The 23,846-nt window shown below is 71.0% G+C and carries 23 protein-coding genes and 1 riboswitch; of the genes, 9 read left to right on the top strand and 14 right to left on the bottom strand.

What is annotated here, in order from left to right; translation table 11 throughout:
• Window positions 1–186 precede the first annotated feature (186 nt).
• Window positions 187–398: riboswitch (cobalamin riboswitch) on the top strand.
• A 61-nt stretch (window positions 399–459) separates the two neighbouring features.
• The 6 genes from ACWZEH_RS02605 to ACWZEH_RS02580 all read left to right on the top strand — a co-directional run bounded on the left by ACWZEH_RS02605 (window position 460) and on the right by ACWZEH_RS02580 (window position 6,145).
• Entirely contained in the window at window positions 460–1,521 is a 1,062-nt protein-coding gene (locus tag ACWZEH_RS02605; RefSeq protein ID WP_456195336.1) for an ABC transporter substrate-binding protein, read from the top strand.
• Entirely contained in the window at window positions 1,518–2,531 is a 1,014-nt protein-coding gene (locus ACWZEH_RS02600; RefSeq protein ID WP_456195335.1) for a FecCD family ABC transporter permease, read from the top strand. The genes ACWZEH_RS02605 and ACWZEH_RS02600 overlap by 4 nt, the downstream gene beginning before the upstream one ends.
• A complete protein-coding gene (locus tag ACWZEH_RS02595; RefSeq protein ID WP_456195334.1) occupies window positions 2,528–3,406 on the top strand; it encodes an ABC transporter ATP-binding protein in 879 nt (292 codons plus the stop codon). The genes ACWZEH_RS02600 and ACWZEH_RS02595 overlap by 4 nt, the downstream gene beginning before the upstream one ends.
• Before the next feature lie 277 nt (window positions 3,407–3,683).
• A complete protein-coding gene (locus ACWZEH_RS02590; protein WP_456195333.1) occupies window positions 3,684–3,890 on the top strand; it encodes a hypothetical protein in 207 nt (68 codons plus the stop codon).
• A gap of 42 nt (window positions 3,891–3,932) precedes the next feature.
• Entirely contained in the window at window positions 3,933–4,994 is a 1,062-nt protein-coding gene (locus tag ACWZEH_RS02585) for a right-handed parallel beta-helix repeat-containing protein (RefSeq protein WP_456195332.1), read from the top strand.
• 122 nt (window positions 4,995–5,116) lie between these two features.
• Window positions 5,117–6,145 carry a methyltransferase gene (locus tag ACWZEH_RS02580; RefSeq protein WP_456195331.1) on the top strand — a complete coding sequence of 343 codons (1,029 nt, stop codon included), beginning with the start codon at window positions 5,117–5,119 and terminating at the stop codon, window positions 6,143–6,145.
• A 92-nt stretch (window positions 6,146–6,237) separates the two neighbouring features.
• Here ACWZEH_RS02580 and ACWZEH_RS02575 read toward each other — a convergent pair whose 3' ends face one another.
• From ACWZEH_RS02575 to ACWZEH_RS02545, 7 genes are all read right to left on the bottom strand, one after another.
• Entirely contained in the window at window positions 6,238–6,573 is a 336-nt protein-coding gene (locus ACWZEH_RS02575) for a TcmI family type II polyketide cyclase (protein ID WP_456195330.1), read from the bottom strand.
• A 28-nt stretch (window positions 6,574–6,601) separates the two neighbouring features.
• Window positions 6,602–7,084 carry an SRPBCC family protein gene (locus ACWZEH_RS02570; protein ID WP_456195329.1) on the bottom strand — a complete coding sequence of 161 codons (483 nt, stop codon included), beginning with the start codon at window positions 7,082–7,084 and terminating at the stop codon, window positions 6,602–6,604.
• Between the two features lie 2 nt (window positions 7,085–7,086).
• Window positions 7,087–7,347: an acyl carrier protein gene (locus tag ACWZEH_RS02565; protein WP_456195328.1), complete on the bottom strand. Its 261-nt coding sequence runs from the start codon at window positions 7,345–7,347 to the stop codon at window positions 7,087–7,089.
• 27 nt (window positions 7,348–7,374) lie between these two features.
• Complete coding sequence (locus tag ACWZEH_RS02560; protein ID WP_456195327.1) at window positions 7,375–8,622, bottom strand: ketosynthase chain-length factor; 1,248 nt, start codon at window positions 8,620–8,622, stop codon at window positions 7,375–7,377.
• Window positions 8,619–9,887: a beta-ketoacyl-[acyl-carrier-protein] synthase family protein gene (locus tag ACWZEH_RS02555; RefSeq protein ID WP_456195326.1), complete on the bottom strand. Its 1,269-nt coding sequence runs from the start codon at window positions 9,885–9,887 to the stop codon at window positions 8,619–8,621. The genes ACWZEH_RS02560 and ACWZEH_RS02555 overlap by 4 nt, the downstream gene beginning before the upstream one ends.
• Entirely contained in the window at window positions 9,884–10,366 is a 483-nt protein-coding gene (locus tag ACWZEH_RS02550; protein ID WP_456195325.1) for a cupin domain-containing protein, read from the bottom strand. The genes ACWZEH_RS02555 and ACWZEH_RS02550 overlap by 4 nt, the downstream gene beginning before the upstream one ends.
• A gap of 69 nt (window positions 10,367–10,435) precedes the next feature.
• Window positions 10,436–11,575: a SchA/CurD-like domain-containing protein gene (locus ACWZEH_RS02545; protein WP_456195324.1), complete on the bottom strand. Its 1,140-nt coding sequence runs from the start codon at window positions 11,573–11,575 to the stop codon at window positions 10,436–10,438.
• Window positions 11,576–11,820: 245 nt separating this feature from the next.
• On the opposite strand from ACWZEH_RS02545, the gene ACWZEH_RS02540 reads away from it, so the two are divergent.
• On the top strand, window positions 11,821–13,482 hold the full coding sequence (locus ACWZEH_RS02540) for an FAD-dependent oxidoreductase (RefSeq protein ID WP_456195323.1): 1,662 nt from the start codon (window positions 11,821–11,823) through the stop codon (window positions 13,480–13,482).
• Window positions 13,483–13,504: 22 nt separating this feature from the next.
• Here the strand turns inward: ACWZEH_RS02540 and ACWZEH_RS02535 are convergent, their stop codons facing one another.
• On the bottom strand, window positions 13,505–14,479 hold the full coding sequence (locus ACWZEH_RS02535; RefSeq protein WP_456195322.1) for a hypothetical protein: 975 nt from the start codon (window positions 14,477–14,479) through the stop codon (window positions 13,505–13,507).
• 263 nt (window positions 14,480–14,742) lie between these two features.
• The gene (locus ACWZEH_RS02530; protein WP_456195321.1) at window positions 14,743–16,194 is read right to left on the bottom strand and encodes a glyceraldehyde-3-phosphate dehydrogenase; all 1,452 of its coding nucleotides are present in this window, start codon (window positions 16,192–16,194) and stop codon (window positions 14,743–14,745) included.
• Window positions 16,195–16,426: 232 nt separating this feature from the next.
• On the opposite strand from ACWZEH_RS02530, the gene ACWZEH_RS02525 reads away from it, so the two are divergent.
• The gene (locus tag ACWZEH_RS02525; protein WP_456195320.1) at window positions 16,427–16,828 is read left to right on the top strand and encodes an SseB family protein; all 402 of its coding nucleotides are present in this window, start codon (window positions 16,427–16,429) and stop codon (window positions 16,826–16,828) included.
• On the opposite strand, the gene ACWZEH_RS02520 is transcribed toward ACWZEH_RS02525, so the two are convergent.
• From ACWZEH_RS02520 to ACWZEH_RS02500, 5 genes are all read right to left on the bottom strand, one after another.
• Complete coding sequence (locus tag ACWZEH_RS02520) at window positions 16,782–17,258, bottom strand: MarR family winged helix-turn-helix transcriptional regulator (protein ID WP_456195319.1); 477 nt, start codon at window positions 17,256–17,258, stop codon at window positions 16,782–16,784. The two genes, ACWZEH_RS02525 and ACWZEH_RS02520, sit on opposite strands and share 47 nt — an antisense overlap.
• A 76-nt stretch (window positions 17,259–17,334) precedes the next feature.
• The gene (locus ACWZEH_RS02515; protein ID WP_456195318.1) at window positions 17,335–18,366 is read right to left on the bottom strand and encodes a LacI family DNA-binding transcriptional regulator; all 1,032 of its coding nucleotides are present in this window, start codon (window positions 18,364–18,366) and stop codon (window positions 17,335–17,337) included.
• On the bottom strand, window positions 18,363–19,268 hold the full coding sequence (locus tag ACWZEH_RS02510) for a carbohydrate ABC transporter permease (RefSeq protein WP_456195317.1): 906 nt from the start codon (window positions 19,266–19,268) through the stop codon (window positions 18,363–18,365). The genes ACWZEH_RS02515 and ACWZEH_RS02510 overlap by 4 nt, the downstream gene beginning before the upstream one ends.
• Entirely contained in the window at window positions 19,265–20,254 is a 990-nt protein-coding gene (locus ACWZEH_RS02505) for a carbohydrate ABC transporter permease (RefSeq protein WP_456195316.1), read from the bottom strand. The genes ACWZEH_RS02510 and ACWZEH_RS02505 overlap by 4 nt, the downstream gene beginning before the upstream one ends.
• Window positions 20,251–21,573: an ABC transporter substrate-binding protein gene (locus ACWZEH_RS02500; RefSeq protein WP_456195315.1), complete on the bottom strand. Its 1,323-nt coding sequence runs from the start codon at window positions 21,571–21,573 to the stop codon at window positions 20,251–20,253. Before ACWZEH_RS02500 ends, ACWZEH_RS02505 begins: the two co-directional genes overlap by 4 nt.
• Window positions 21,574–21,790: 217 nt before the next feature.
• Between ACWZEH_RS02500 and ACWZEH_RS02495 the strand changes: the two genes are divergently transcribed.
• Window positions 21,791–23,812: a beta-galactosidase gene (locus ACWZEH_RS02495; RefSeq protein ID WP_456195314.1), complete on the top strand. Its 2,022-nt coding sequence runs from the start codon at window positions 21,791–21,793 to the stop codon at window positions 23,810–23,812.
• Window positions 23,813–23,846: the final 34 nt, after the last annotated feature.

Raw genomic sequence — 23,846 nt, 5'->3', positions numbered from 1 at the left:
GCCGGTAGCGCTCTGCCCACACCGGCGCGGCTCGGCGGGAGGCGTCCGTCCACCCGTGAGGGCGGCTGCGGCGTACTCGTCCGAACCCTCTGAGCAGCCCCACGCCCGACCGGTCCGCCACCACCGCAACCGACGGCACCGGGCACGGCGACTCCGTACGCTCCGTCCAGGTCGCCCGACCGATCTTGGTACGCTTCCGGAGCCAGTCGTGCCACATCCGAGGCCAGGGAATCCGGTGGAAATCCGGAACTGACGCGCAGCGGTGAGGGGGACGGGCGGAGCATTCGTGACGCCACTGGGGCGGCGGGCCGGCCGGAAGGACGGCGCGCACTGCCCTGGGAAGGCGCTCCGTCCGGGCGAACCCGAGTCCGAAGACCTGCTGGCACCCGGCCGCCATGGGCGGCGGGGTCCTCCGTAGGCCAGGCTCCGCGTACGAGCCCCGACAGGCAAGGCGTCCCCGTGCCCCGTGCTCTCTCCGTTCCCCGCTGCCGTGCCGCAGCCCTTCTCCTCACTCCCGCCCTGCTGCTCACCGCCTGCGGCGGTGGCTCGGGGGACGACGACGCCGACAAGGGCTCGGACAAGCCCGCCGCGTCCGGCCACCCGCTCACCCTCGACAACTGCGGACACCGGGTCACGGTGAAGTCCGTACCCCAACGGGTCGTCTCCCTCAACCAGGGCACCACCGAGATCCTGCTCTCCCTCGGCCTCGCCGACCGCATGGCCGGCACCGCCACCTGGACCGACCCGGTGGCGAAGGGCCTCGAGAAGGCCAACGCGTCGGTACCCCGCCTGGCGGACAACGGGCCGTCCTTCGAGAAGGTGCTGGACACCGAGCCCGACCTCGTCACGGCCTCCTTCGTCTCCACGCTCGGCAAAGGAGGCGTCGCCACCCGTGAGCAGTTCGAGGAGCTGGGTGTACCCACGTACGTCTCACCGGCCGACTGCGCCGCCGGAAAGGACAACGACAGCGGTGGTGACGGCTCCCGCAGCAGGCCGCTCGCCCTCGACACCGTCTACGGCGAAATACGCGACCTCGCCCGCGTGTTCGGCATCGAGGAACGCGGCGACAGGCTGGTCGCGGAACTGAAGGAGAGGGTGCGCGAGGCCACCGAGGGCCTGGACGCCTCCGGCACCTCCCTCATGTACTGGTTCGCCAACTCGCAGTCGCCCTACCTGGCGGGCTGCTGCGGCGCCCCCGGTGCCATCACCCGCGCGATCGGTGCCGAGAACGCCTTCTCCGACACCCGCGACGAGTGGCCGCAGGTCAACTGGGAGACCGTCGCCGACCGGGACCCCGACGTCATCGTCCTCGGCGACCTGACCCGCAGGTCCCAGACCGCGGAAACCGCCGAGGCGAAGATCCGTTTCCTGGAGACCAATCCGGCCACGCGCAACCTCGCCGCGGTGAAGGAGAAGCGGTACGTCCTGCTCAGCGGCCAGGCGATGAACCCCTCCATCCGCACCGTGGAAGGGATCGAGCAGGTCGCCGCCGGCCTGCGCGACTTCGGGCTCACCAAGTGAGCCTCCGCACCCTGCTGCCGGCCGGCGGCGGGCTCGCGGCGCTGGCCGCCTCCGTCGCCGTCGCCGTGACCATCGGGCCCGCCGACATCTCCACCGCCGACGTGTGGGCGTCGGTGGTGGCCCGTCTCGGCGGCGGCGAGAGCACGTTGACGCCGTTGCGCGACGGCATCGTGTGGAACCTGCGGATGCCGCGCACCCTGCTCGCCGCCCTGTGCGGTGCCGGACTCGCCCTGTGCGGCGCGGTCATGCAGTCCCTGCTGCGCAACCCGCTCGCCGACCCGTTCGTACTCGGCGTGTCCTCCGGGGCGTCCACGGGCGCGGTCGTCGTGGTGGTGCTCGGCGTCGGCGGCGGGGCGGTGTCGCTGTCGGCGGGCGCCTTCGCCGGTGCCCTGGTCTCCTTCGCGCTCGTGATGCTGCTCAGCCACAGTCTCGGCGGAAGCATGGACCGGGTGGTGCTGTCCGGCGTGGCGGCCATGCAACTCTTCTCCGCGCTGACCTCGTTCATCGTGCTGACCTCCGCCGACGCCGAGACCACCAGGGGCGTGCTGTTCTGGCTGCTAGGCTCGCTCGCCGGCGCCGACTGGGGTCAGGTGCTGCTGTGCACGGTGGTTCTCGTCGCGGTTCTCGTCGTCTGCCTCGGGCACTCCACCACCCTGGACGCCTTCGCCTTCGGTGAGGAGGCCGCCGCCGGTCTCGGCGTGCACATCGCCCGCACCCGCCTCGTACTGCTCTGTGCCACGGCACTGCTCACCGCCGTCCTGGTCAGCTGCGCCGGTGCGATCGGCTTCGTCGGCCTCGTCCTGCCGCACGCCACCCGAGCCCTCACCGGTGCCGGCCACGCCCGGCTGCTGCCCGCCACCGCGCTGGCCGGAGCGGTGTTCCTGGTGTGGGTGGACACCCTCGCCCGCACCGTCGTCGACCCTCAGGAGGTACCGGTGGGCGTGGTGACGTCCCTCATCGGCGTACCGGCCTTCATCGTCGTGCTCCACCGAGGCCGGAGGAAGACATGAACAGCCCTTGCCCGGACCGGCACAGCCCGGACAGGACCGACCCCGGACCGGGAGCGAGCGGGGCCCGTCCGGACGGAGGGCTGCGGGCCGACCGGGTCGGACGCCGGGTCGACGGCCGCCTCATCGTCGACGGTGTCACCCTCGCCCCGCGCCCCGGAGAGACCGTCGGCCTCATCGGTCCCAACGGCTCCGGCAAGTCGACGCTGCTGCGTCTGCTGGCCGGCGTCCTCGCGCCGTCCGCCGGCGTCGTCCGGCTCGACGGGCGGCCCCTGCCCGAGGTCGGCCGCCGGGCCGTCGCGCGCCGCGTCGCCACCGTCGAACAGCACGCACACACACAGACCGACCTGACCGTCCGCGACGTCGTCGCTCTCGGCCGCATCCCGCACCGCCGCGCCTGGAGCCCCGCGTCCGTCGCCGACGAACGAGCCGTCACCGCCGCCCTGGAACGCACCGGTCTGACCGGCCGGGCCGCCCAGTCGTGGCACACCCTCTCCGGCGGCGAACGCCAACGGGCCCAGATCGCCCGCGCCCTCGCCCAGGAACCGCGCGAACTGCTGCTGGACGAGCCGACCAACCACCTCGACATCCAGCACCAGTTGGACCTCCTCGGTCTGATCGCCGGACTGCCGGTCACCACGGTGATCGCCCTGCACGACCTCAACCTCGCCGCGATGTACTGCGACCGGCTCCTCGTCCTGCGCGACGGCCTCGCCTTCGCCGAGGGCCACCCCACCGACGTGCTCACCCCCGCCCTCATCGAGGAGGTCTACGGCGTCCGCGCCGAGGTGACGCGGCACCCCGGCCACCCGGTCGTCCGCTTCCTGCGCAGGCCCGGCACGGAACCCCACCGAGAGCGTCGCTCCGTCCGCTCCTGACCGGTTGGGCTTCGTCGTCCCTCCGAAGGAAGACAACTCCTCGTCCGGGTGAGGCGAACTCCGGTGGTGTGCCCGGAGACGTACGAGGGCTCGTCGCTGTTGCCCGTGCCCGGCTCCCCGGGCCCCGCCGTCCGCTTCGCGTCCTGGCTGGTGAACCACGTCGACGAGCCGTGTTCCGTCACCTTCCCGGCCGACGCCGCCGATTCGCTGCCCGAACCTCTGTCCGAGCTACCGGTGAGGAGGAGGCCGCGGACCGCCTCTGCCCGCACGGACGTGCGTGGCACCGGCCTACTCCACGTCGACGTACGCGTTCTTCGGCCACTCGGACTCCGGGCCGCCGGCCGAACCGACGGAGGGCGACGCCCTGGTCGTCCACTGGACCGGGCACGCCGGGATCAGCCGCGAGACCGCCCGGCAGGAGCTTTCCGGAGCTCCCCGCGAGGCTCGCCGCCGGGCGGTCCGAGGCCACGGCTCACCTGGGTGATCAGCGGTGGCGGGGCGTCACACCCCCTTTTAACTTCGGCACATGACCAAACCACACCTCATCTGTCTCACCTGCGCCGGGGTCGTCCTCGCGTCGGGCATCGCCGCCGCACCGTCGGCCGCACACCACATCGTGCACCGGGTACAGCCCGGCGCGTCGATCCAGAAGGCCGTGGACGCCGCGAGGCCGGGGGACACCGTCGTCCTCTCGCCCGGTATCTACAAGGAGAGCGTCGACATCACCACGCCGGACGTCACCCTGCGCGGCTCCGGCGCCGACCGCACCGTCCTGGTTCCCGGCACGGACGCCGACCGGGGCGCCTGTGCCGGGGCGGGACACGGCATCTGCGTGACCGGCACGGACAAGGCCCCCCTCGAGGACGTCACCGTACGCTCGTTGACGCTGCGCGGCTTCACCCAGAACGGTCTGTGGGCCACCGGCACCGACCGGCTCCGGGTGCAGGGCGTGACCGCCGAGAAGAACGGCAAGTGGGGCATCGCCGAGGAGCGCTCGGTACGCAGCGTACTCAGCCACAACGTGCTCGAGGCGAACGGCGACGCCGGACTGTTCGTGGCCAACACCACCGACACGGAGGAGGGCGCCCGGGACACCCGGAGGACGGTGATCAGCCACAACCGCATGGCCGGCAACGGCATCGGCCTCACCGTGCGGCGGCTGCGGAACCTGACCGTCTCCCACAACGAGGCCACCGGCAACTGCGCCGCCGTGTTCGTGGTGGGCGACGAGTCCAAGCCCGTCGCCGGCGACCTGCGGGTGACCCGCAATCACCTGCACGCCAACAACAAGCACTGCGCCGCCACACCCCGGCTCCCCTTCCTGCAGGGCACGGGCATCGTCCTCACCGGAGCCGAGGACACCCTCGTGGCCCGGAACCGGGTCGAGAACAACAAGGGCACCTCCCCGCTGTCCGGCGGTGTCGTGATCTTCAAGAACTTCATGGGCGCCGCCAACGAGCGCAACACCGTCCGCGACAACCTGGTCACCGGCAACAGCCCGGCCGACCTGGCCAACCGGGACACCGCCACGACCAACACCTTCACCGGCAACACCTGCACGCTCTCCGAGCCCGCCGGACTGTGCTGAACACCCCGACGCACCACCGACCCGCCCCTCATCCCCCCACCCCTCATCCCCCCCACCCTTCAGCTCCCACCCCTCAGCTCCCACCCTCCCTCCACGGCACAACAGAAGAAGCGAGGCGACGGATGACGACCGTTGATCCGGCTCCCCCACCCCCCATGCGGCTGCGGGAGCTCGTTTTCGGGGCGGCCTGCGCCGCCGCCGTACGCGCTGCCGTCCGCCTGGGCGTGGCGGACGCCCTCGACGGCACCCCCATGACCGTGGACGACCTCGCGGAGGCGGTGAAGACCCAGCCGCACACCCTGCGGCGGCTGCTGCGCGCCCTGTCGTGCCAGGGGGTCTTCACCGAGCACCCCGACGGTACGTTCGCGCACACCGAGATGTCCCGGTTGCTGCGGGAGGACGACCCGCACAGCCTGCGGTACATCGCCCTGTGGTGCACCGAACCATGGACCTGGAACGTCTGGCCGCTCCTCGACGAAGCGGTCCGCTCGGGCGGCAACGTCTTCGAGGACGTCCACGGCCGGGAGTTCTTCGACCACCTCGGCGAGGACGCCCCCGAGTCCGCGTACGTGTTCAACCGGGCCATGACGACGTCCAGCGAACAGTCCGCGCGGGACGTCGCCGCCCTGCTCGACCTGGGCGGCGTCTCCTCCGTCGTGGACATCGGGGGCGGCCAGGGCCACGTCCTGGCCGGGCTGCTGGAAAAGTACCCAAACCTCCACGGCACCCTGCTCGACCTGCCCGGCGTGGTGGACAACGCCGACCCCCGGCTGTGGGAGGACGGCGCGCTGGCCGGCCGGGCCCGGCTCATCGCCGGGGACTGCCGCCAGGACGTCCCCGTACGGGCGGACCTCTATCTCATCAAGAACGTCCTGGAGTGGGACGACGACAGCACCCGCCGGGTCCTGGCCAACGTCCGCGCGGCCGCGCGGCCCGGAGCGCGCGTCGTCGTCATCGAGAACCTCGTCGACGACACCCCGTCGATGCGGTTCACCACGGCCATGGACCTGCTGCTGCTCCTCAACGTGGGCGGTGCCAAGCACACCCGGGAGAGCATGACCGAACGGCTGACCGAGGCGGGCCTGGTCATCGGCGAGGTCCGGCCGGTCAACGCCTACCTGCACGCCTTCGAGTGCACCGTCCCCGGCTGATCCGTAGCGCACCGACCGGGTTCAGCCCCGAGGCCGCCGGCTCCGCGACATACGCGGGACCGGCGGCCTCGGGGTTCTGCCGGGCCGGCCGCTCAGGAGCCGGCGCCGCGCTCCCAGTGGTAGAAGCACTGCGCCATGGCGTCCTTGGGGCCGCGCCAGGTCCGGGGGTCGTATGGGCTGACGTACGCCTCCAGCCGTTCGCTGATGCCGCGGAACTCGGGGTGCCCGGCCACCTTCGCGATGGCGGGCGCCGGGTCCCGCTCGGACTCGATGAGGTGCAGATACACGTCGTCGCCGAACTGGAAGAGCCGGCGCCTGTTCACCCCGATCAGGCCAGGGAGCTCACCCCGGTCGGAGGCGGCGAACACATCGGCGATCTGCGACGCCGAGCCGGGCGCCATACGGGCCACGATGAGTGCGTGGTGCATCGACGGTCCTTTCCGGATCGGTCGGCGGTCAGCGGGAGGTGACGGACGCGGTGCTCCTGCGCTCGCCGGCGGCCTGCTCGATCCGGTCCCGGATGAGCGCCATCTGCGTACGCGAGTTGCGGTTGATGTTGTCCGTCATCCAGGCGTCGTCGACCGGTGCGTCGGGTTTCATCGCGAAGTCCTGCGTCCAGTTCATCCGGACGCCGTCCGGTAGCTGCTCGTACTCCCACAGGATGTCCATGTGGGCGAACGGGCCCGTCTCGACACGGCGGGCGCGCACGGTCCGGCGGGCCCGGTCGGGGGTGCGCTCGGAGACCCAGCTCCACACCTTCCCGCTGTCGTCCGGGTGCATGGTCAGCCGGAACGTCGTGGTGTCGCCCTCGCGGGAGAGCACCTCGACCGACGCGTACTCGCTGAACAGGTCCGGCCAGTTCTCGAGGTCGTTGGTCATCTCCCAGACGAGGTCGAAGGGAGCGTCGACGGTGATGCTGTTCTCGGTGTGTCCTGCCACTTTCAGGCTCCAGCCTTGAGGGTGCTGTTGACGAGGTCCAGAAACTCCCGGGGCGACTTGCAGCGCTCCGAGTCGGGAGGAAGCGAGAGGCCGTACCGGTTCTCCAGCTCGCCGACGATGCCGAGCAGGCCGAGCGAGTCGAGGCCGAAGCTGTCGAAGGGGGCCTCTGCGGCCCGCTTCAGCTCCTGCGGGTCGACGGTGATGCCGGCCGCCCTCTTCATCAGGACGGACAGTTCGTCGACGGTCACTTCGGTGGTGATCATGAGTGTCTGCTCCTTCCGCGCCCGGACCTACCGGGCGGATTCGCCGCCGCGGCGCACGACCAGCGCCGCGTTGGAGCCCATGAGTCCCCTGCTGAGGACGAGGGCCGTGCGCAGCTCGGCGGGCCGAGCACGCGACATCACCAGGTCGAGGTCGTGGCAGATGTCGAACACGTTGGGTGTGGGCGGCACCTGGCCGTGTTCCATGGCGAGCACCGCGGCCACCGTGTCCAGCACGGGCGCCGCACAGTGGGCCCGCCCGAAACCGGTCTTCGGCGCCGTGACGGGGACCCGCCTGCCGTGCGCGCCCAGCGCGTCGGCGATCGCCAGCGCCTCGGCGCGGTCCGCCTCCGGTACGCCCAGCGCGTCGGCGAACACCACGTCGATGTCCTCCGGCGCGGCGCCCGCCTCGTCGAGGGCGCCGCGGATCGCACGGGCCAGACCCTCCCGCGACTCCTCCCACCGGGAGGCGCCGGTGAAGGTGGCGGCATGGCCGGCGAGGGTGGCCCGCACCGGTACCCCACGCTCACGGGCCCGGTTCTCGTCCTCGACGACGAGCAGAGCACCGCCCTCGGCGGGCACGAACCCGCAGGCCTTCGCGGTGAAGGGACGGTAGGCGAGTTCCGGGTCCTCGACGGTGCTGATCTCGGGGTAGCCGAGCTGGCAGACCATCGAGTACGGGGCCAGTGGGGCCTCCGCGGCTCCGACGACCATCGTGTCGGTGCCGCGCCGGACCGCCCCGGCGGCGTGCGCGAGGGAGTCGAGACCACCGGCCTCGTCGCTCGCCACCACACCGCAGGGGCCCTTGAAACCGCTGCGGATGGAGATCTGGCCGGTGCTCGCGGCGTAGAACCAGGCGATGGACTGGTACGGGCCGACGAACCGGGGGCCCTGCCCCCAGAGCTTCTGCAGCTCACGCTGCCCGAACTCACCGCCACCGGAACCGGCCGCGGTGACCACGCCGACGGAGAACGGCTCCGCGGGATCACCGCTGCCGAGCCCGGCGTCGTCGAGGGCGAGGGCGGCAGCCGCCATCGCGAAATGGCTGAACCGGTCGGTCTGGACCAGGAACCGGTCCTCGATGAGGGCCGCCGCGTCGAAGGAGCGGACCTCGCCCGCCACCCGCAGCGGCAGGTGCCCGCAGCCCTCGCGGGTGATCCGGTCCAGCACGCCGATGCCCTCGCTGACGGACTTCCAGTAGGCGTCGGTCCGTTGTCCGTTGGGCGCGATCACACCGATGCCGGTGACGGCCGCGCGGCGGGAGTGCTGCTTGCTCATCGTGTCCTCCCACCCGGCCCGGTCAGCAGCACCGCGGACTGGAAGCCGCCGAAGCCGCTGCCGACGGAGAGCACGTTCCTCAGCTTCCGGGGGCGGGCGGTGCGCGGCACGTAGTCCAGGTCGCACTCGGGGTCGGGGGTCTCGTAGTTCGCCGTCGGCGGTACGGCCTGGTGCTGCAGGGCGAGCACGCAGGCCACCACCTCGATCGCGCCGATCGCGCCCAGCGAGTGCCCCACCATCGACTTGATGGAGCTCATGGGCGTGTCGTAGGCGTGGGCCCCGAGGGACCGTTTCACCGCGGCCGTCTCGTGCCGGTCGTTCTGCCGGGTGCCGGAGCCGTGCGCGTTGACGTAGTCGATCAGTGTGGGGTCGAGACGGGCCTGGTCGAGAGTGCTGTCGATGGCCCGCGCCATCTCCAGGCCCTCGGTGGTCAGACCGGTCATGTGGTAGGCGTTGCCGAAGGTGGCGTACCCGCTGATCTCGCAGTGGATCTGTGCCCCGCGGGCCCGTGCGTGCTCGTACTCCTCGAGGACCAGCACCGCCGCGCCCTCGCCCATCACGAAACCGTCGCGGTGCGCGTCGAAGGGACGGGAGGCGTGCTCCGGGTCGTCGTTGTTCGGAGACGTCGCCTTGATGGCGTCGAAGCACGCCATCGTGATCGGCGAGATCGGCGAGTCGGACGCCCCGGCGATGCAGACGTCGGCCCGGCCCTCGGCGATGGTGTGGAAGCCGTATCCGACCGCGTCGAGCCCGGAGGTGCAGCCCGTGGAGACGGTCTGCACCGGGCCCCGCGCGCCGAACCGCTCGGCGACGACCGAGGCGAGCGTGCTCGGCTGGAACGCCAGGTGCAGCTTCGGGTCGGCCGCCCGGTGGTCCACGTCCCAGCGCGAGCCGTGCTCGCTGACCTGGACGTAGTCGTGCTCCAGCCGGGTGGTGCCGCCGACCGCGCTGCCCAGCGACACCGCGGTGCGCCACGGGTCGTCGCCGGCCCGGTCGAGCCCGGAGTCGCGGACCGCCTCGCCGGCGGCGACCACGGCGAACTGGATGTACCGGTCGGCGTGCTGGCACAGATCCGGATCGAGTCCGTGGTCGAACGGGTCGAATTCGCACTCGGCGGCTATCCGTGAGCGCAGGCCGCTCGGGTCGAACAGGGTGATGCCGCGGGTCGCGGTGCGACCGGCGGCCAGAAGGTCCCAGAACGCCGTCGCCCCGGTGCCGCCGGGAGCGACCACCCCGATACCGGTGACAGCCACCCGCCGGGTCACTTTATGGCCTCACTGCGTCCGGCCGGCCCGCCCTGCCCGGTCCCGGACGTGACCGGCCCGCCCACGGTCAGCTGGGGGCCGGCCTCGGAGCCCGCGTTCTCCTCGGTGTCGACGTGCCCGAGGCTCGGATGCGGGGCGAGCGGGCCCAGGTGGAAGACCATGCGGGCCTCGGCGTCGGAGACGTTGCGGAAGCGGTGCCGCATGTCGATCGGGATCATCAGACCCTGCTCGGCCCGCAGCGCGAACGGCTCCCCGTCCAGATCGACTTCGAGCGCGCCGCTGACGACGTACACGAACTCCTCGGAGTAAGGGTGGTAGTGCTCGCCGATGCGCTCACCGGGCTGGATGACGGCCAGACCCATGAAGCCGCTGGTGGAACCCACCGTGGCCGGGGTGAGGAGGGTCCTGAGATCGCCTCCGCGCCTTCTGTTGGGTTCCGTCTCGCTCAGGTCCACGATGCGTGGATGCTGCTTGGACATGGTTGGTACCTCCGGGATGGGGCGGGGGACGTCCGGGCGGCCGGCCGCGGACGTCCCCACGGTTTGCCGTCAGGAATCCGCTGCGCTGCGGTCGGTGACGGGCAGCATGTCGGCGTGCGACAGCAGCCGGTTGAGATTGCGCTCCGAGTTCAGCGGGACGTCGACGCCGACCGCAGCGCCGTCCAGGAGCCGCTCCAGCTCCGCAGCCTTCCCCGCACCCTTGATGCCCAGGGCCCATTCGGGGTCGCGGTCGAGGTCACCGGCGACGTCGACCATGCGGACCACGATGTCGTCGCGCTGGAAGACGGTGCTCGTGAAGACGCGGCTGTCCGGGTCGCCGGCCGCGGCCTGGTCCTGATGGGCGAGGAACCGGGCCAGCTCCATGCCCCGGCCCTCGACGGCCGGGTAGTACAGCGCGTGCCGCCGCAGACCGGCGGGCTCGGGGCCGTCCGCGCGGACGTGGTGCACGGAGGGGAGCGCGGCCCGGGTGAAGAACACCCGCGCCGAGCCGGGGTCGGACAGATCCCGCTCCTGCTCCAGGTGGGGGTCTATGGCCGTTTCGATTGCCCGGATCTCGGGCCGGGCGGCCACATGGCGCAGCGCTGCGGCCAGGTCACCCTCGACCTCCATGCACCGCACCACGCGGTTGCCGTGCATGAACACGGAGGTGCGACGCAGCCTCGTGTCCGTTTCCACCAGGGCCTTGGGAGACGTGTACCCGGCCAGGTGCTCCGCGACCTTGGACTCGCTGCCCGGCTTGACGGTGAAAGTGAGCGCGTGGCGGGCCACCCCGTCGCCCACGCGGACCTGCGCCTGCAGACCGGACCGCGTCTTCGCCCCGGGGAGGGGCTCCGTCTCGCGCAGGACGCTGTAGCGCATGGAGCGGGTGTCGCGGACACAGCTGTGCATCGGGCGGACGATCTCGATGTGCTCCTCGCTGTTCACCCAGGCGAGGAAGGGGAGCGCGCTCTCCCACTCGCTGGTGATGAGCCACTGCGAGGGGTTCTCGATCGACTGGCAGAGCTGGTCCTGGATGTGCCCGGGAATGGACGCGACCTTGCTGCTCATGTGTTCGTAAGCCTCGAGGAACTGCTCCTGCGCCCCGTCGTACAGGTCGAGCAGCAGAATCACCCGCAGCCTGGAGCCGTCGAACGCCGACTGCGCTATGCGTCCCGCCATGGGTCCCGTCGTGCGTTCCGTCGTGGTCATCCGGCGCACCTCTCCTCTTCTTCACGAAAGGCTCTTCAGTGGAGGTCGGGAACGGCCCCGTCGCCGAAACGGCCGGGCTCGCCCTGAACCGATCGTCGACGCGCCCCGCGAGGTGCGCGAGACACACGGGGCAGGTGGGTGAACCACGCGTCAACCGGGTGCCACCGGGACGCGAGACGATCCGTACCGGGCATGAATGCGGCGTCCTTTCCCCGCCCGTCCAGGGCGACGCTGGAGGCAGTTCAATGAACCGATCGCAAGAGGCCGGCGAGACCGGCCACCGCACGCCCGTCCTCATCGTCGGCGGCTCCCTCGTGGGCCTGTCCATGTCCGTGTTCCTGGGGCGTCTGGGCGTGCCGCACACGCTCGTCGAACGTCACACGGGCACGTCGATCCACCCGCGCGGGCGCGGCAACAACGTGCGCACCATGGAGCTGTTCCGGGTGGCCGGGGTGGAGCAGCAGATCAGGGAGGTCGCGTCGGTCCTCGCGGACAACCACGGCATCATGCAGACGCCGAGCCTGGCGGACGGCGACGGCGAGTGGCTGTTCAAGGAGATCGATCCCGGAGGCGGACTGGCCCGGTTCAGCCCCGCCGGGTGGTGCCAGTGCAGCCAGAACGACCTCGAACCGGTGCTGCTGGCCCACGCCCGTGAACTCGGCGGCGATCTGCGCTTCGCGACCGAGCTGATGTCGTTCGACCAGGACGACGACGGGGTGACGGCCCAGGTCAAGAGCCGGGAGACCGGCGAGCCCACCATCATCCGCGCGGACTACCTGGTCGCCGCGGACGGCCCGCGCAGCCCCGTGCGGGAGCGGCTCGGCATCAGGCAGAGCGGTCCGGGCGACCTGTTCCACAACGTGAGCGTCACCTTCTCCTCCCGCGACCTCGCGGGCGTCGTCGGCGACCGGCGGTTCATCGTCTGCTACCTGACGAACCCGGAGGCCGACGGGGCACTGCTGCCCGTCGACAACACCGAGAACTGGGTGTTCCACGCCCCCTGGCACCCCGAAGACGGCGAGACGCTCGAGGAGTTCACCGACGAGCGGTGCGCCGCCCACATCCGGCGGGCGGTCGGCGTGCCCGACCTCGACGTCAAGATCACCGGTCGGGCCGCCTGGCACGCCGCCGAGCGGGTCGCCGACCGGTACACCGACCGCCGGGTCTTCCTCGCCGGAGACTCGGCCCACGAGATGTCGCCCACCGGGGCGTTCGGCTCCAACACCGGCATCCAGGACGCGCACAACCTCGCCTGGAAGCTGGCCGCCGTCCACGCCGGCTGGGCGGATCCCGGGCTTCTGGAATCCTACGAGGCCGAGCGACGGCCGGTCGCGGAGGCGACCAGCGCCCGGGCCTCGAACCGCTCGGTCGAGCACAGCCACCCCGGCTACACACCCGCGGCGGGCGCCGGCAGCAAGGGCCCCAAGGGCGGAATCCTCAACGTGGCGCTGGGCTACCGCTATCCGCAGGGCGCGGTCGTCGGCGGCGACCCGGCGGCGCCGGTCGTCCCGGAAGGGCTGCAGCTGACGGGGGAGCCGGGCACCCGGGCCCCCCACCTGTGGCTGAACCGCGACGGAGTCCGCATCTCCACCCTCGACCTGTACGAGCGGTCCCTGGTGCTGCTGACCGGCGAGTCGGGCGACGGCGCCTGGCACACCGCGGCGGCACGGACGGCACAGCAGTTGCGGGTGCCGCTCGACGTCCACCGGATCGGTACCGGCCCCGCCGCGGACCTGACGCCGGACGACGGAGTCGACTGGGCCCAGGCCCACGGCGTCACCGGGGACGGCGCGGTCCTGGTCCGCCCCGACGGATTCGTGGCGTGGCGCTCCGAAGGGGCGGCGGCGGACCCCGCGACGGCGTTGCGGAAGGCCGTCACGGACATCCTGGCCCGGAAACGGGACTGACGGCGCGCGCGGTGAGGCGGCGTCAGGCTCCTCTGACGCCGCCCTGCCGTCCCCGCTCCGCCTTGGCCTTGTGCTGTTCGAACCGCTGGACCGCGGGCCCGTCGTCGTTCCACGGCCACGGGGTCACCGTGCCCTGGAGCGCCTCGAAGACATGGTGCGCGTCGACGGCCCGGCCGGCCGCGCACAGCGCGTACGCCAGGACGTTCAGGTCCGCCTGGGCCGCCGCGTGCTGGAAGAATCCCGGCTTCGCCCAGAGGGATGCGGCCTGCTCCAGCGAGGCCGCGATCTGCCCGCCGTCCCACAGCTGACCGGCCGTCATGGCCCGGACGCCGCCCTGCGCCACCAGTCCCTGGTACTGCCGGACGGCCGCGGTCAGTTCGATCGCGGCGCACGGCGCGTTGGCCGGTATCCGGGTGCGCACCACATCGATGAAGTCCAGGACGGCCGCGCTCGAACCCCCTTCCTCCGGCGACAGATGGGCGAGCATCTGCAGATAGGCCTCGCGGTGCCAGCGGTCGCGTCCGGTGGCCTCCCGCCAGATGGCGTTGACCTCGCTCTGCGGATACCGCTCGATGCGGGCCATGCCGAGCAGGACCACCCAGGGCAGCGGATCCGCCGGGCTCAGCTCCGCGGCCCGATGGCACTGGGTCACCAACTGTTCCGCGTCCTCCAGGTGTCTGTCCCGCAGGCCGCGCGTCAGGCCGACCCACGAGTGGAACACCAGCGCGTCGGGATTCTTCGGCGACCTGGTCAGCCAGGCCGAGGCCAGGTCGGACCCCGATTCGGCCGTCTCCCCGGCCAGCACGGACACCCGGTGGCTGCGCCGGTCCCAGTTGTCCCCGGTCTCCTCGAGGAACCCCGCGACGAGAGTCACCTCTGTCGGCTTGACGCCCCCACCGCGCTTGCTCACCTGCCGGAGGACGCGCGCGAGGGCGTCGTCGTCGAGGGCGGGGACAATGCGGGGACGTTTACCGGTACGACTACTGAAGAGCGCCATGTCCGCAGACTAGGAACTGTGCCGGGCTGGGCAACCGATACGAGCCGATCGTTACCGATCCGGACCTCGACGTGACGCGGTTTCGCCACCACGTTGGCACCCGGGGCCTGTACGGGCGCTTCCTTATGGGTGGTTGAGAAAGCCGACGCAGAGCGGCGGGGCGGGGCCGACTGCTCGCCGGCCCCGCCCCGCCGTACCCTCCGCGTACCTTTTGGCGGTATGTCCTTCCGCCTGTCCGTCCGTTCCCCCCCGTGCCCGGCCGGTCAGGAAGCCGGAGCCGGCGCCGGGAAGGTCGGGTACTCCACCCCGGAGACGTGCTGGACGACCCGGACGACCTGGCAGGAGTAGCCGAACTCGTTGTCGTACCAGAGGTACAGGATCGCGTTGTCGCCCTCGACCTTGAGGGCGCCGGCGTCGACGATCGAGGCGTGCCGCGAGCCGATGAAGTCGCTGGAGACCGCGTCGGGGGCGCTGATGAAGTCGATCTGGCGCTTCAGCGGCGAGGTGAGCGACACCTCGCGGAGGTACTCGAGCACCTCGCCGCGGTCGGCCTCGCGGCCCAGCTGCAGGTTGAGGATCGCGATGGAGACGTCCGGCACCGGGACCCGGACCGAGCTGCCGGTGATCGTCGCGTCGAGGTCGGGCAGCGCCTTGGCGACGGCGGAGGCGGCACCCGTCTCGGTGATCACCATGTTCAGTGGCGCGGAGCGGCCGCGGCGCTCGGACTTGTGGTAGTTGTCCAGCAGGTTCTGGTCGTTGGTGAACGAGTGGACGGTCTCCACGTGGCCGCGCAGCACGCCGTACTCGTCCGCCATCGCCTTGAGCGGCGGGACGATCGCGTTGGTGGTGCAGGACGCGCAGGAGATGATCTGCTCGTCGGGCTTGAGGGTGTCGTGGTTCACGCCGTGCACGATGTTGGGCACGTCACCCTTGCCGGGCGCGGTCAGCACCACCTTGTCGACGCCGGGCCGCAGGTGCAGCGAGAGGCCCTCGCGGTCGCGCCACTTGCCGGTGTTGTCGATGAGGATGGCGTTCCTGATGCCGTACGCCGTGTAGTCCAGCTGTGACGGGTCGTCGGCGTAGATCACCTTGACGGTGTTGCCGTTGGCGACGATCGTGCTGTTCGCCTCGTCCACGGTGATCGTGCCCTGGAACTGACCGTGCACGGAGTCGCGTCGCAGCAGGGAGGCGCGCTTGACGATGTCCTGCTCGCCGCCCCGGCGGACCACGATGGCGCGCAGCCGCAGGCCGTTGCCGGAGCCGGACTTCTCGATGAGCAGGCGGGCGAGGAGCCGGCCGATACGGCCGAAGCCGTAGAGGACGACGTCGCGCGGCTCGCGCCGGTCGATCTTGTGGGTACCGGTGGCCCCCGCCACGGCCTCGGCGGTGAACTCCTCCACCGACAGTCCGCGGTCGTCGGTGCGGTAGGTCGCGGCGAGCAGACCGAGGTCGATCTGGGACGGGCCGAGGTCGAGCGCGGTGAGCGCCTGGAGGAACGGCAGCGTCTCGGTGACCGACAGTTCCTGGCCCGAGATCTGACGGGCGAAGCGGTGGGTCTTGAGGATCGAGACCACCGACTTGTTCACCAAGGAGCGGCTGTGCAGCAGGACGGTGACGTCGCGCTCGCGGTGCAGCTTCCCGATGATCGGGATCATCGACTCCGCGATCTCCTCGCGGTGTTTCCAGTTGGTGAACGAGTCTTCGTTGACAGTCACAGGATTATCTTTCGAGCTAGGCGGCGCTCATATGATAACTATGCCGGTCAGGGGGGTCCGAGGGGGTGCCTGCCCTTCGGGTGTCCAGCAGGATTGCGGCCCGCGCGATCGGGTACGCGTGCAGGACCGTGCCCGGAGCGGATCCAGGCCCGACCGCTGATCCGCCGTTCTGGCGATCCGCCGATTCCGTCCGGGGCGGGTCCGTACGACCGCCGTTACGAGGGAAACTGTCATGGAGACACCTGCGCACGAGAACAACGCCCCCACGTCCGCCCAGCGGGCCCTGAACACTCTCGCCGAGAACACCCAGGACACGGCGGCACTGGACGCCCTCGCCCACAGTGACGTACTGATCCCCGTGCCCGACGACGCGGGCGACGAGGCCGCCGAGCCCGGCGCGGTCGCGCTGCCCGTGATGGAGCAGCCGGACGGCATCCAGGTGGTGCCGGTGTTCACCTCGGAACTGGAGATGTCGGGGCTGCTGCCCTTCGTCTCCCGCTACCGGCTGGTGCCGCTCGGGGCGCTGGCCGCGCAATGGCCGGCCGACGAACTGTCCCTCACCATCGACGGCAGCTCGGAACACCGCCTCACGCTGACGTCCGAGGGGGTGCGAACCCTGCTTGCCCGTCCCTAGGCGCGCCGCCGGGCATGCCGCGGCCGTCCGGTGCGGCGGACTGCTCGCCCAGCGCGCGGGTCAGGGCCGCGCGCTGGAGCGGCAGTACCTCGGCGTGCAGGTCGTGGCCCTTGGCGGTGAGCGTGACGTAGACACCCCGCCGGTCCTCCGCGCAGATGCTGCGGGCGACCAGACCGTCCTTCTCCAGCCGGGCGATGAGGCGGGACAGTGCGCTCTGACTGAGGTGGACCCGCCCGCCCAGGTTCTGCACCCTGCACTGCTCGCCCTCCCGGGGCGACGCGGTCGCGAGCAGGTCGAGCACCTCGAAGTCGGATGCGCCGAGACCGTGCGGATGCAGCGCGCGGTCGATCTCGCCGAGGGTGCGGGCGTGCACCGCCAGGATCTCCCGCCACCGCTCCTCGAGCCGGACGCCGACCGTGTCCGCTGTCATGGTTGAACAGTAACACTTGTCCGGTATTCAACTAATGGTGGAGCGGCGCACGTCACGCCCGGACCCGGCGCGTGTTCTAGGTCGACTCGCGCTTCACCAGTTCCGTCGGGAGGATCACCGTGGCCGGGTCCTCACCGCCGACCTGGGCCAGCAGAACCCGTACCATCTCGGAGCTGATGCGGTCCCACGGCTGCCGGATCGTGGTCAGGCCGGGGCTGGTGGAGACCGCGGCCTGGGAGTCGTCGAAGCCGCCGACCGCCACGTCCTCCGGTACCCGCCGCCCCGCGCGGTGCAACGCCGTCAGCACACCCTGCGCCATCAGGTCCGAGGCGACGAACACGGCGTCCACGTCGGGCGCCCCGGCCAGCAGCCGCTCCGCGCCCGCCTCGCCGCTGGCCCTGCTGTAGTCGCCGGAGACGATGAGCCGCTCGTCGCTCTCGATACCGGCCTCGGCGAGCACCTCCTTGTACCCGGCGAGGCGTTCCACGCCGCCCGGGGTGTCGAGCGGGCCGGTCACCATGCCCACCCTGCGCCGGCCGAGCGACAGCAGATGGCGCACCATGTCACGGGCGCCGTCCCGGTCGTCCGCGGCCACGTGACTCACCTTGGAACCCAGCCCGATGGGCTTGCCGCACGCGACCAGCGGGACGCCCGCGGCCCGCAGCTCCTCGGCCACCGGATCGCCCGAGTGACTGGAGACCAGCAGCACCCCGTCGACATGTCCGGCGGTGATGTACCGCACTATGCGCCGCCGTTCGGCCTGCGTGCCGGCGATCATCAGCAGCAGCGGAATGTCGTGCGCGGCCAGTGCCTGCGTACAACCACGCAACAGCACATTGAAGTTGGGGTCCTCGAAGAACCGCTCCTGAGGCTCCGTCAGCAGGAAGCCCACCGAGTCGGAGCGGCCGGTGATCAGCGAGCGGGCGTGCCGGTTCACCACGTAACCCGTCCTGCGGATCGCGGCGTTGACCGCTTCCGCCGCGGACGGGCTGACGTAGTGGCCGCCGTTGAGCACACGCGAGACGGTGCCGCGCGAGACACCGGCCTCGCGCGCCACGTCGTGGATCGTCGGCGGCCTGCGCCTGCCCCCCGTGTTGCTCATGGTCATGACTTTACGGCTCCGGACAGCAGATCCAGGCTCCAGAACCGCTGGATGACCAGGAAGAGCGCGACCAGCGGGAACACCGCGAGGAACGCACCCGTGATCACCAGGGTGTACAACGCCGGGGTGTTGGCGCCCTGTTCGAGGAGCGTGTGCAGACCGAGCGTGATGGGGAACTTCTCGTCGTCGCTGAGCATGATGTACGGCAGCAGGAAGTTGTTCCAGATCGCGACGAACTGGAACAGGAACACCGTCACCAGTCCGGGCAGCATCATCGGCAGCGCGACCCGGGTGAAGATGCGCCACTCGCCGGCCCCGTCCATCCGCCCGGCCTCCACCACGTCGGACGGCACCGACGCCGCGGCGTAGATCCGCGCGAGATAGACGCCGTACGGGGAGAGGATCTGCGGCAGCAGCACGGACAGGTAGGAGTCCGTGAGGTCCGCCTGGGCGAGCAGCAGGTACTGCGGGACGGCGAGGATCACCGGCGGCATCAGCACACCCGCGAGCAGCACGTTGAACAGCGTCTCGCGGCCCCGGAAGCGGTAGACCGCCAGCGCGTAGCCGCTGACCGCCGACACACACGTCGACAGCAGGGCGCCGAGGCCGGCGTACAGGGCGGAGTTGCCCATCCACGTCCAGTAGACGCCGTCGCGGTAGGCGTTCAGGTCGGAGAGGTTCTCGGTGAAGCCGGTGCCGGGCCAGAACGTGAACGTGGAGAACAGCTCACTGCCGGACTTGGTGGACGCGACGACCACCCAGGCGACCGGCAGCAGGCAGTACAGCGCGCCGAGCAGCAGCGTCAGGGTGGGGATCAGGGCGGTCCGGCGGGGCCGCGCCGGAGCCCGGCCGGTGCCCGGGGCGGTGCCGGCCACGGGCTCGGCCTTGTTCAGGGCCACGGAACTCATCGGGCGGCTCCTTGACTGTCGTCCTGCTTGTTGCGTCGGTTCGCGGCCCGCAGGAAGCCGAAGGAGAGCACCAGGGTGGCGAGCGCGATGAGGGCGGCCTGCGCGGCGGCGGAGTGGATGTCGCCGTTGCCGAAGGCGTCCTGGTACACCTTCATCAGCGGACTCCAGGTGGTGGAGACGGAGTTGGTGAGCGGCTTCAGCGTGGTCGGTTCGTTGAAGACCTGGAGCGTCGCGATGATCGAGAAGAAGAAGGTGAGCACCAGCGACGGCGCGACCATCGGAATCTTGATCTTCAGTGCGATCTGCAGCGGGGTGGCGCCGTCCAGCTTCGCCGCCTCGTACACCTCGAGCGGGATGGCCCGCAGCGCGGTGTAGATGACGATCATGTTGAAGCCGGTGCCGCCCCACACCGCGATGTTCGACAGGGCGAGGAACAGCGGACCGCCGTCCAGCAGGTCCGGCTGCGGCAGGCCGAACGTGTCGAGCACGAAGTGGAACGGGCTCACGTCGGGCAGGTACAGAAAGCCCCACAACAGCGCCGCGATCACGCCCGGGATGGCGTACGGCAGGAAGATCGCGAGCCGGGTGAAGGGCGCGAGCCGCACCCGCTCGGAGTCCAGCATCAGCGCGAACACCAGGGCGAGCCCCAGCATCACCGGCACCACGATGCAGCCGTAGCCGAGCACACGCAGCGCGCCGTCCAGCAGCTCGCTGTCGGAGAGGGCGGCGGTGTAGTTCTCCAGGCCGGCCCAGACCTCCGTGCGGGCGCCCGCGCCCAGGCCGAGCCCGGACACCTGCACCTTGCGGAAGCTGAGCCAGACCGCGTACCCGATGGGCAGCGCGAAGAAGAGCAGGAAGAGAACCGTCGCGGGGATCAGGAAGAGGAAGGGGGCGCTGCGGGTGCGCCTGAGTGCAGAGGTGCGGGACGGGCGGGCGTACGGGGCCCCTTCGACCCCGTACGCCTTCCCACGTGCCGGGGGTGTCACGGAGCGACCTCGAAGCCCTGCTTCTTCAGGTCGGCGACCGTGTCCTGCTGCATGCTGTCCACGGCGGCGACGAAGTCGGACTTGTTCTTCGCGGCGGCACCGAAGGCGTCCTTGAACGTCGTGTACGCCACGTTGACGTTCGGGCCCCAGGCGGACGGCGCGGTGGTCTGCGCGATCTCGGCGGCCTTCTTGTAGAAGTCCGGCTGGTTGGAGAAGTACTCCGGCGGGGTGGTGAAGGCGCCGCTGAGCTGGGCCGAGGTGGAGGCGGGGTAGATGCCGCTCTCCTTCGCCAGCGCGTTCAGCGCCTCGCCGTCGGTGTTCAGCCAGGTGGCGAACTTCGCGGCTGCCTCCTTGTTCCCGGAGTCCGTGGTGACGCCGGTGGAGGAGCCGCCCCAGCTGCCGGTGCTGTTCTCCCCGTCGGTCCACTGGGGGAGCGGGGCCATGGCCCACTTGCCCTTGGTGTCGGGCGCGGCCGTGCTCAGCGTGCCCGGCGCCCACACGGCGCTGACCCACGCGATCTGCTTGCCGGTGTTGAGCGCCTTGTTCCAGGCCGGGGTGTACATCGGCTGGTTGTCGATGGCACCCTCCTTGACCAGGCCGCCCCAGAACTCGGCGACCTTCTTGGTCGCGTCGTCGGAGATGCCGACCTTCCACTTGGTGCCGGACGTGGTCCACCACTGCGCGCCGGCCTGCTGGGCGAGCCCCGCGAACAGCCCCGAGTCGTTGGCGGAGAACGTGGTCAGATCCGTCTCCGGTGACTCCTTCTTGAGCTTGCGCGCGGTGTCCGCGAACTCGTCCCAGGTCGTCGGCACCGTCAGGCCGTACTCCTCGAACAGGTCCTCGCGGTAGTAGAACATCATCGGCCCGATGTCCTGCGGGACCGCGTACACCGCGTCGGTGCCGAGCGTGGTCTGCTGCCAGACGCCGTCCGCGAACTTGCTCTTCGCGTCGCCCACGTCCTTCGAGATGTCGGCGAGCGCGTCATTGCTGACCAGCGTGGGCAGCGCCTGGTATTCCGCCTGCACCAGGTCCGGGGCCTTGCCCGCCTTGTGCGCGGTGAGGATCTTGGTGACCAGCGTGTCGCCGGACGCCTGCTTCTTCACCGTGACCTTGATCTGCTCCTTCTTGCCGGGCCCCTCGTTCCACAGGTCCACGACCTTGTCCATGCCCGGGGCCCAGGCCCAGTACGTCAGTGAGACCGGACCGGACCGGGCCCCGCTGTCGTCGTCGGACGACGAGCCGCACGCGGCCAGCGTGGTGGCGCCGAGCGTGACCGCTATGGCGGAACTCACGAGGCGACGGTGCTTCGTGTATCGCATGGAACTCTCCCCTGACCTTGGGCCCCCGCCTCTCGCGAAGACCTGCTGCCCAGCTGCGCGCGGCTCGTACCGTGGCTCGCGCTGCTCTGTGAGCGTTCACAGTAGAGAAACATCCCGGACACTTGTCAATGGTTGTTGCTGTGCGGTTATGTTGGCTTAGTGCCGCCCAAAGTGTGTGTGCACGTTCCCAGCAGTTCGACATATCGGGAGACAATCCATGCCGGAGACCACCCCCACGGGCCTCACCGGGCTCGCCTTCGGTGGGGACTACAACCCCGAGCAGTGGCCGGAAAGCGTCTGGGCCGAGGACGTCCGGCTGATGCGTGAGGCCGGCGTCACCATGGTGAGCGTCGGCATCTTCTCCTGGGCCCTGCTGGAACCCGAACCCGGCGTCCACGACTTCGGCTGGCTCGACCGGGTCCTGGACCTGCTGCACGAGAACGGCATCCGCGTCGACCTGGGTACGCCCACCGTGGTGCCGCCCGTCTGGTTCTACCGCGCCCATCCGGACGCGCTGCCGGTCACCGCGGACGGGGTGCGCTACGAATTCGGCTCCCGCGGCGCCATCTGCCACAGCAACGCCGCCTACCGCGCCGCCGCCGCGGACATCACCACCCGGCTCGCCGAGCGTTACGGCGACCATCCCGCGCTCGCGATGTGGCACGTCCACAACGAGTACGGCGTCCCCGTCTCCGCCTGCTACTGCGACGGCTGCGCCGCCCACTTCCGCCGCTGGCTCGCCCGTACCTACGGCACCGTCGACGCCGTCAACGAGGCCTGGGGCACCGCCTTCTGGGGCCAGCGCTACGCCGGCTTCGAGCAGATCAACCCGCCGCGGGCCACCCCGACGGTCGGCAACCCCGGCCAGGCGCTGGACTACCGGCGGTTCGCCGACGCCACCGTGCGGGAGAACTTCACCGCCGAGCGGGACATCCTGCACCGCCTCGCGCCCGGCATCCCGGTCACCACCAACTTCATGACGGCCCTCAGCCAGTGCGACTCCATGGACTACTGGGCCTGGGGCCGCGAGGTCGACTTCGTCACCAACGACCACTACCTGATCACCGACGGCCGCCGCACCCACGTGAACCTGGCGATGTCCGCCGACCTCACCCGCTCCGTCGCGGGCGGCGCCCCCTGGCTGCTGCTCGAACACTCCACCTCGGGCGTCAACTGGCAGCCCCGCAACCCGGCCAAGGCACCCGGCCAGATGGCCCGCAACTCCCTCGCCCACGTGGCACGCGGTTCCGAGGGCGCCATGTTCTTCCAGTGGCGCCAGTCCCGGCGCGGCGCCGAGAAGTTCCACTCGGCGATGCTCCCGCACGGCGGCACCGACACCCGCGTATGGCGCGAGGTCGTCGAACTCGGCGCACACGTCGACGCGCTGGCCCCCCTGCGCGGCACCCGCACCGAGGCCGACGTCGCCGTGCTGTGGGACTGGCACTCCTGGTGGGCGCAGAACCTCGACTGGCACCCCAGCGAGGACCACGACGCCCGCGAACGGGCCGACTCCTTCTACGAGGCGCTCTACGACCGCCACCTCACCGTCGACTTCGCGCACCCGGAGGCCGACCTGTCGGGGTACCCCCTGGTCGTCGTCCCCGCCCTGTACCTGATGACCGAGGCGGCCGGGGACAACCTCAAGGAGTACGTCGAGAACGGCGGTACCCTCGTCGTCTCGTACTTCTCCGGCATCGTCGACGAGCACGACGCCGTGCACGACGGCGCCTACCCCGGCCCTCTGCGGGACGTCCTCGGCCTGACCGTCGAGGAGTTCTCGCCGCTCCCGGCCGGCGGGCGGGTGCGCCTGACCGGCCCCGACGGCTCCGAGCTCGACGCCGACGTATGGTCCGAGTTCGTGGTGCCGCGCGGCGCCGAGACCGTCTGGACCTACGCCGACGGCCTCACCGCCGGCCGCCCCGCCGTCACCAGGCACCGCCTCGGTGAGGGCAGCGCCTGGTACGTCTCCACCCGCCTGGGCGCCGAAGGACTGGACACCCTGCTCGGCCGGGCCGTGGGGGAGACCGGGATCACCCCGCGCGCCGACCTGCCCCGCGACGTCGAAGTGGTGCGCCGCACCGGGGAGTCCGGCACCTTCCTGTTCGTGATCAACCACACCGCCGGCGACACCAAGGTGCCGCTGGACACCCCCGGCACCGAGCTGCTGACGGGTGAACGCGCCGCGGGCCGCCTGGCGGTCCCGTCCGGAGCCGTCCGGGTCGTCCGACTCGACGGCTGAGCCACGACTCCCCTCCGCCCGCGTGAGCAGCGCA

The organism is Streptomyces yamdrokensis, from assembly GCF_053890455.1.
The sequence above is the reverse complement of the archived record's forward strand: the minus strand, read 5'-3'. Positions and strand labels throughout refer to the sequence as shown.

Bases quoted from the DNA above. Each gene is read 5' to 3' on its own strand.
- ACWZEH_RS02595 (WP_456195334.1), top strand. From the start codon at position 2,528: ATGAACAGCCCTTGCCCGGACCGGCACAGCCCGGACAGGACCGACCCC.
- ACWZEH_RS02585 (WP_456195332.1), top strand. From the start codon at position 3,933: ATGACCAAACCACACCTCATCTGTCTCACCTGCGCCGGGGTCGTCCTC.
- ACWZEH_RS02580 (WP_456195331.1), top strand. From the start codon at position 5,117: ATGACGACCGTTGATCCGGCTCCCCCACCCCCCATGCGGCTGCGGGAG.
- ACWZEH_RS02575 (WP_456195330.1), bottom strand. From the start codon at position 6,573: ATGCACCACGCACTCATCGTGGCCCGTATGGCGCCCGGCTCGGCGTCG.
- ACWZEH_RS02565 (WP_456195328.1), bottom strand. From the start codon at position 7,347: ATGATCACCACCGAAGTGACCGTCGACGAACTGTCCGTCCTGATGAAG.
- ACWZEH_RS02560 (WP_456195327.1), bottom strand. From the start codon at position 8,622: ATGAGCAAGCAGCACTCCCGCCGCGCGGCCGTCACCGGCATCGGTGTG.
- ACWZEH_RS02550 (WP_456195325.1), bottom strand. From the start codon at position 10,366: ATGTCCAAGCAGCATCCACGCATCGTGGACCTGAGCGAGACGGAACCC.
- ACWZEH_RS02545 (WP_456195324.1), bottom strand. From the start codon at position 11,575: ATGACCACGACGGAACGCACGACGGGACCCATGGCGGGACGCATAGCG.
- ACWZEH_RS02540 (WP_456195323.1), top strand. From the start codon at position 11,821: ATGAACCGATCGCAAGAGGCCGGCGAGACCGGCCACCGCACGCCCGTC.
- ACWZEH_RS02535 (WP_456195322.1), bottom strand. From the start codon at position 14,479: ATGGCGCTCTTCAGTAGTCGTACCGGTAAACGTCCCCGCATTGTCCCC.
- ACWZEH_RS02525 (WP_456195320.1), top strand. From the start codon at position 16,427: ATGGAGACACCTGCGCACGAGAACAACGCCCCCACGTCCGCCCAGCGG.
- ACWZEH_RS02520 (WP_456195319.1), bottom strand. From the start codon at position 17,258: ATGACAGCGGACACGGTCGGCGTCCGGCTCGAGGAGCGGTGGCGGGAG.
- ACWZEH_RS02515 (WP_456195318.1), bottom strand. From the start codon at position 18,366: ATGACCATGAGCAACACGGGGGGCAGGCGCAGGCCGCCGACGATCCAC.
- ACWZEH_RS02510 (WP_456195317.1), bottom strand. From the start codon at position 19,268: ATGAGTTCCGTGGCCCTGAACAAGGCCGAGCCCGTGGCCGGCACCGCC.
- ACWZEH_RS02500 (WP_456195315.1), bottom strand. From the start codon at position 21,573: ATGCGATACACGAAGCACCGTCGCCTCGTGAGTTCCGCCATAGCGGTC.
- ACWZEH_RS02495 (WP_456195314.1), top strand. From the start codon at position 21,791: ATGCCGGAGACCACCCCCACGGGCCTCACCGGGCTCGCCTTCGGTGGG.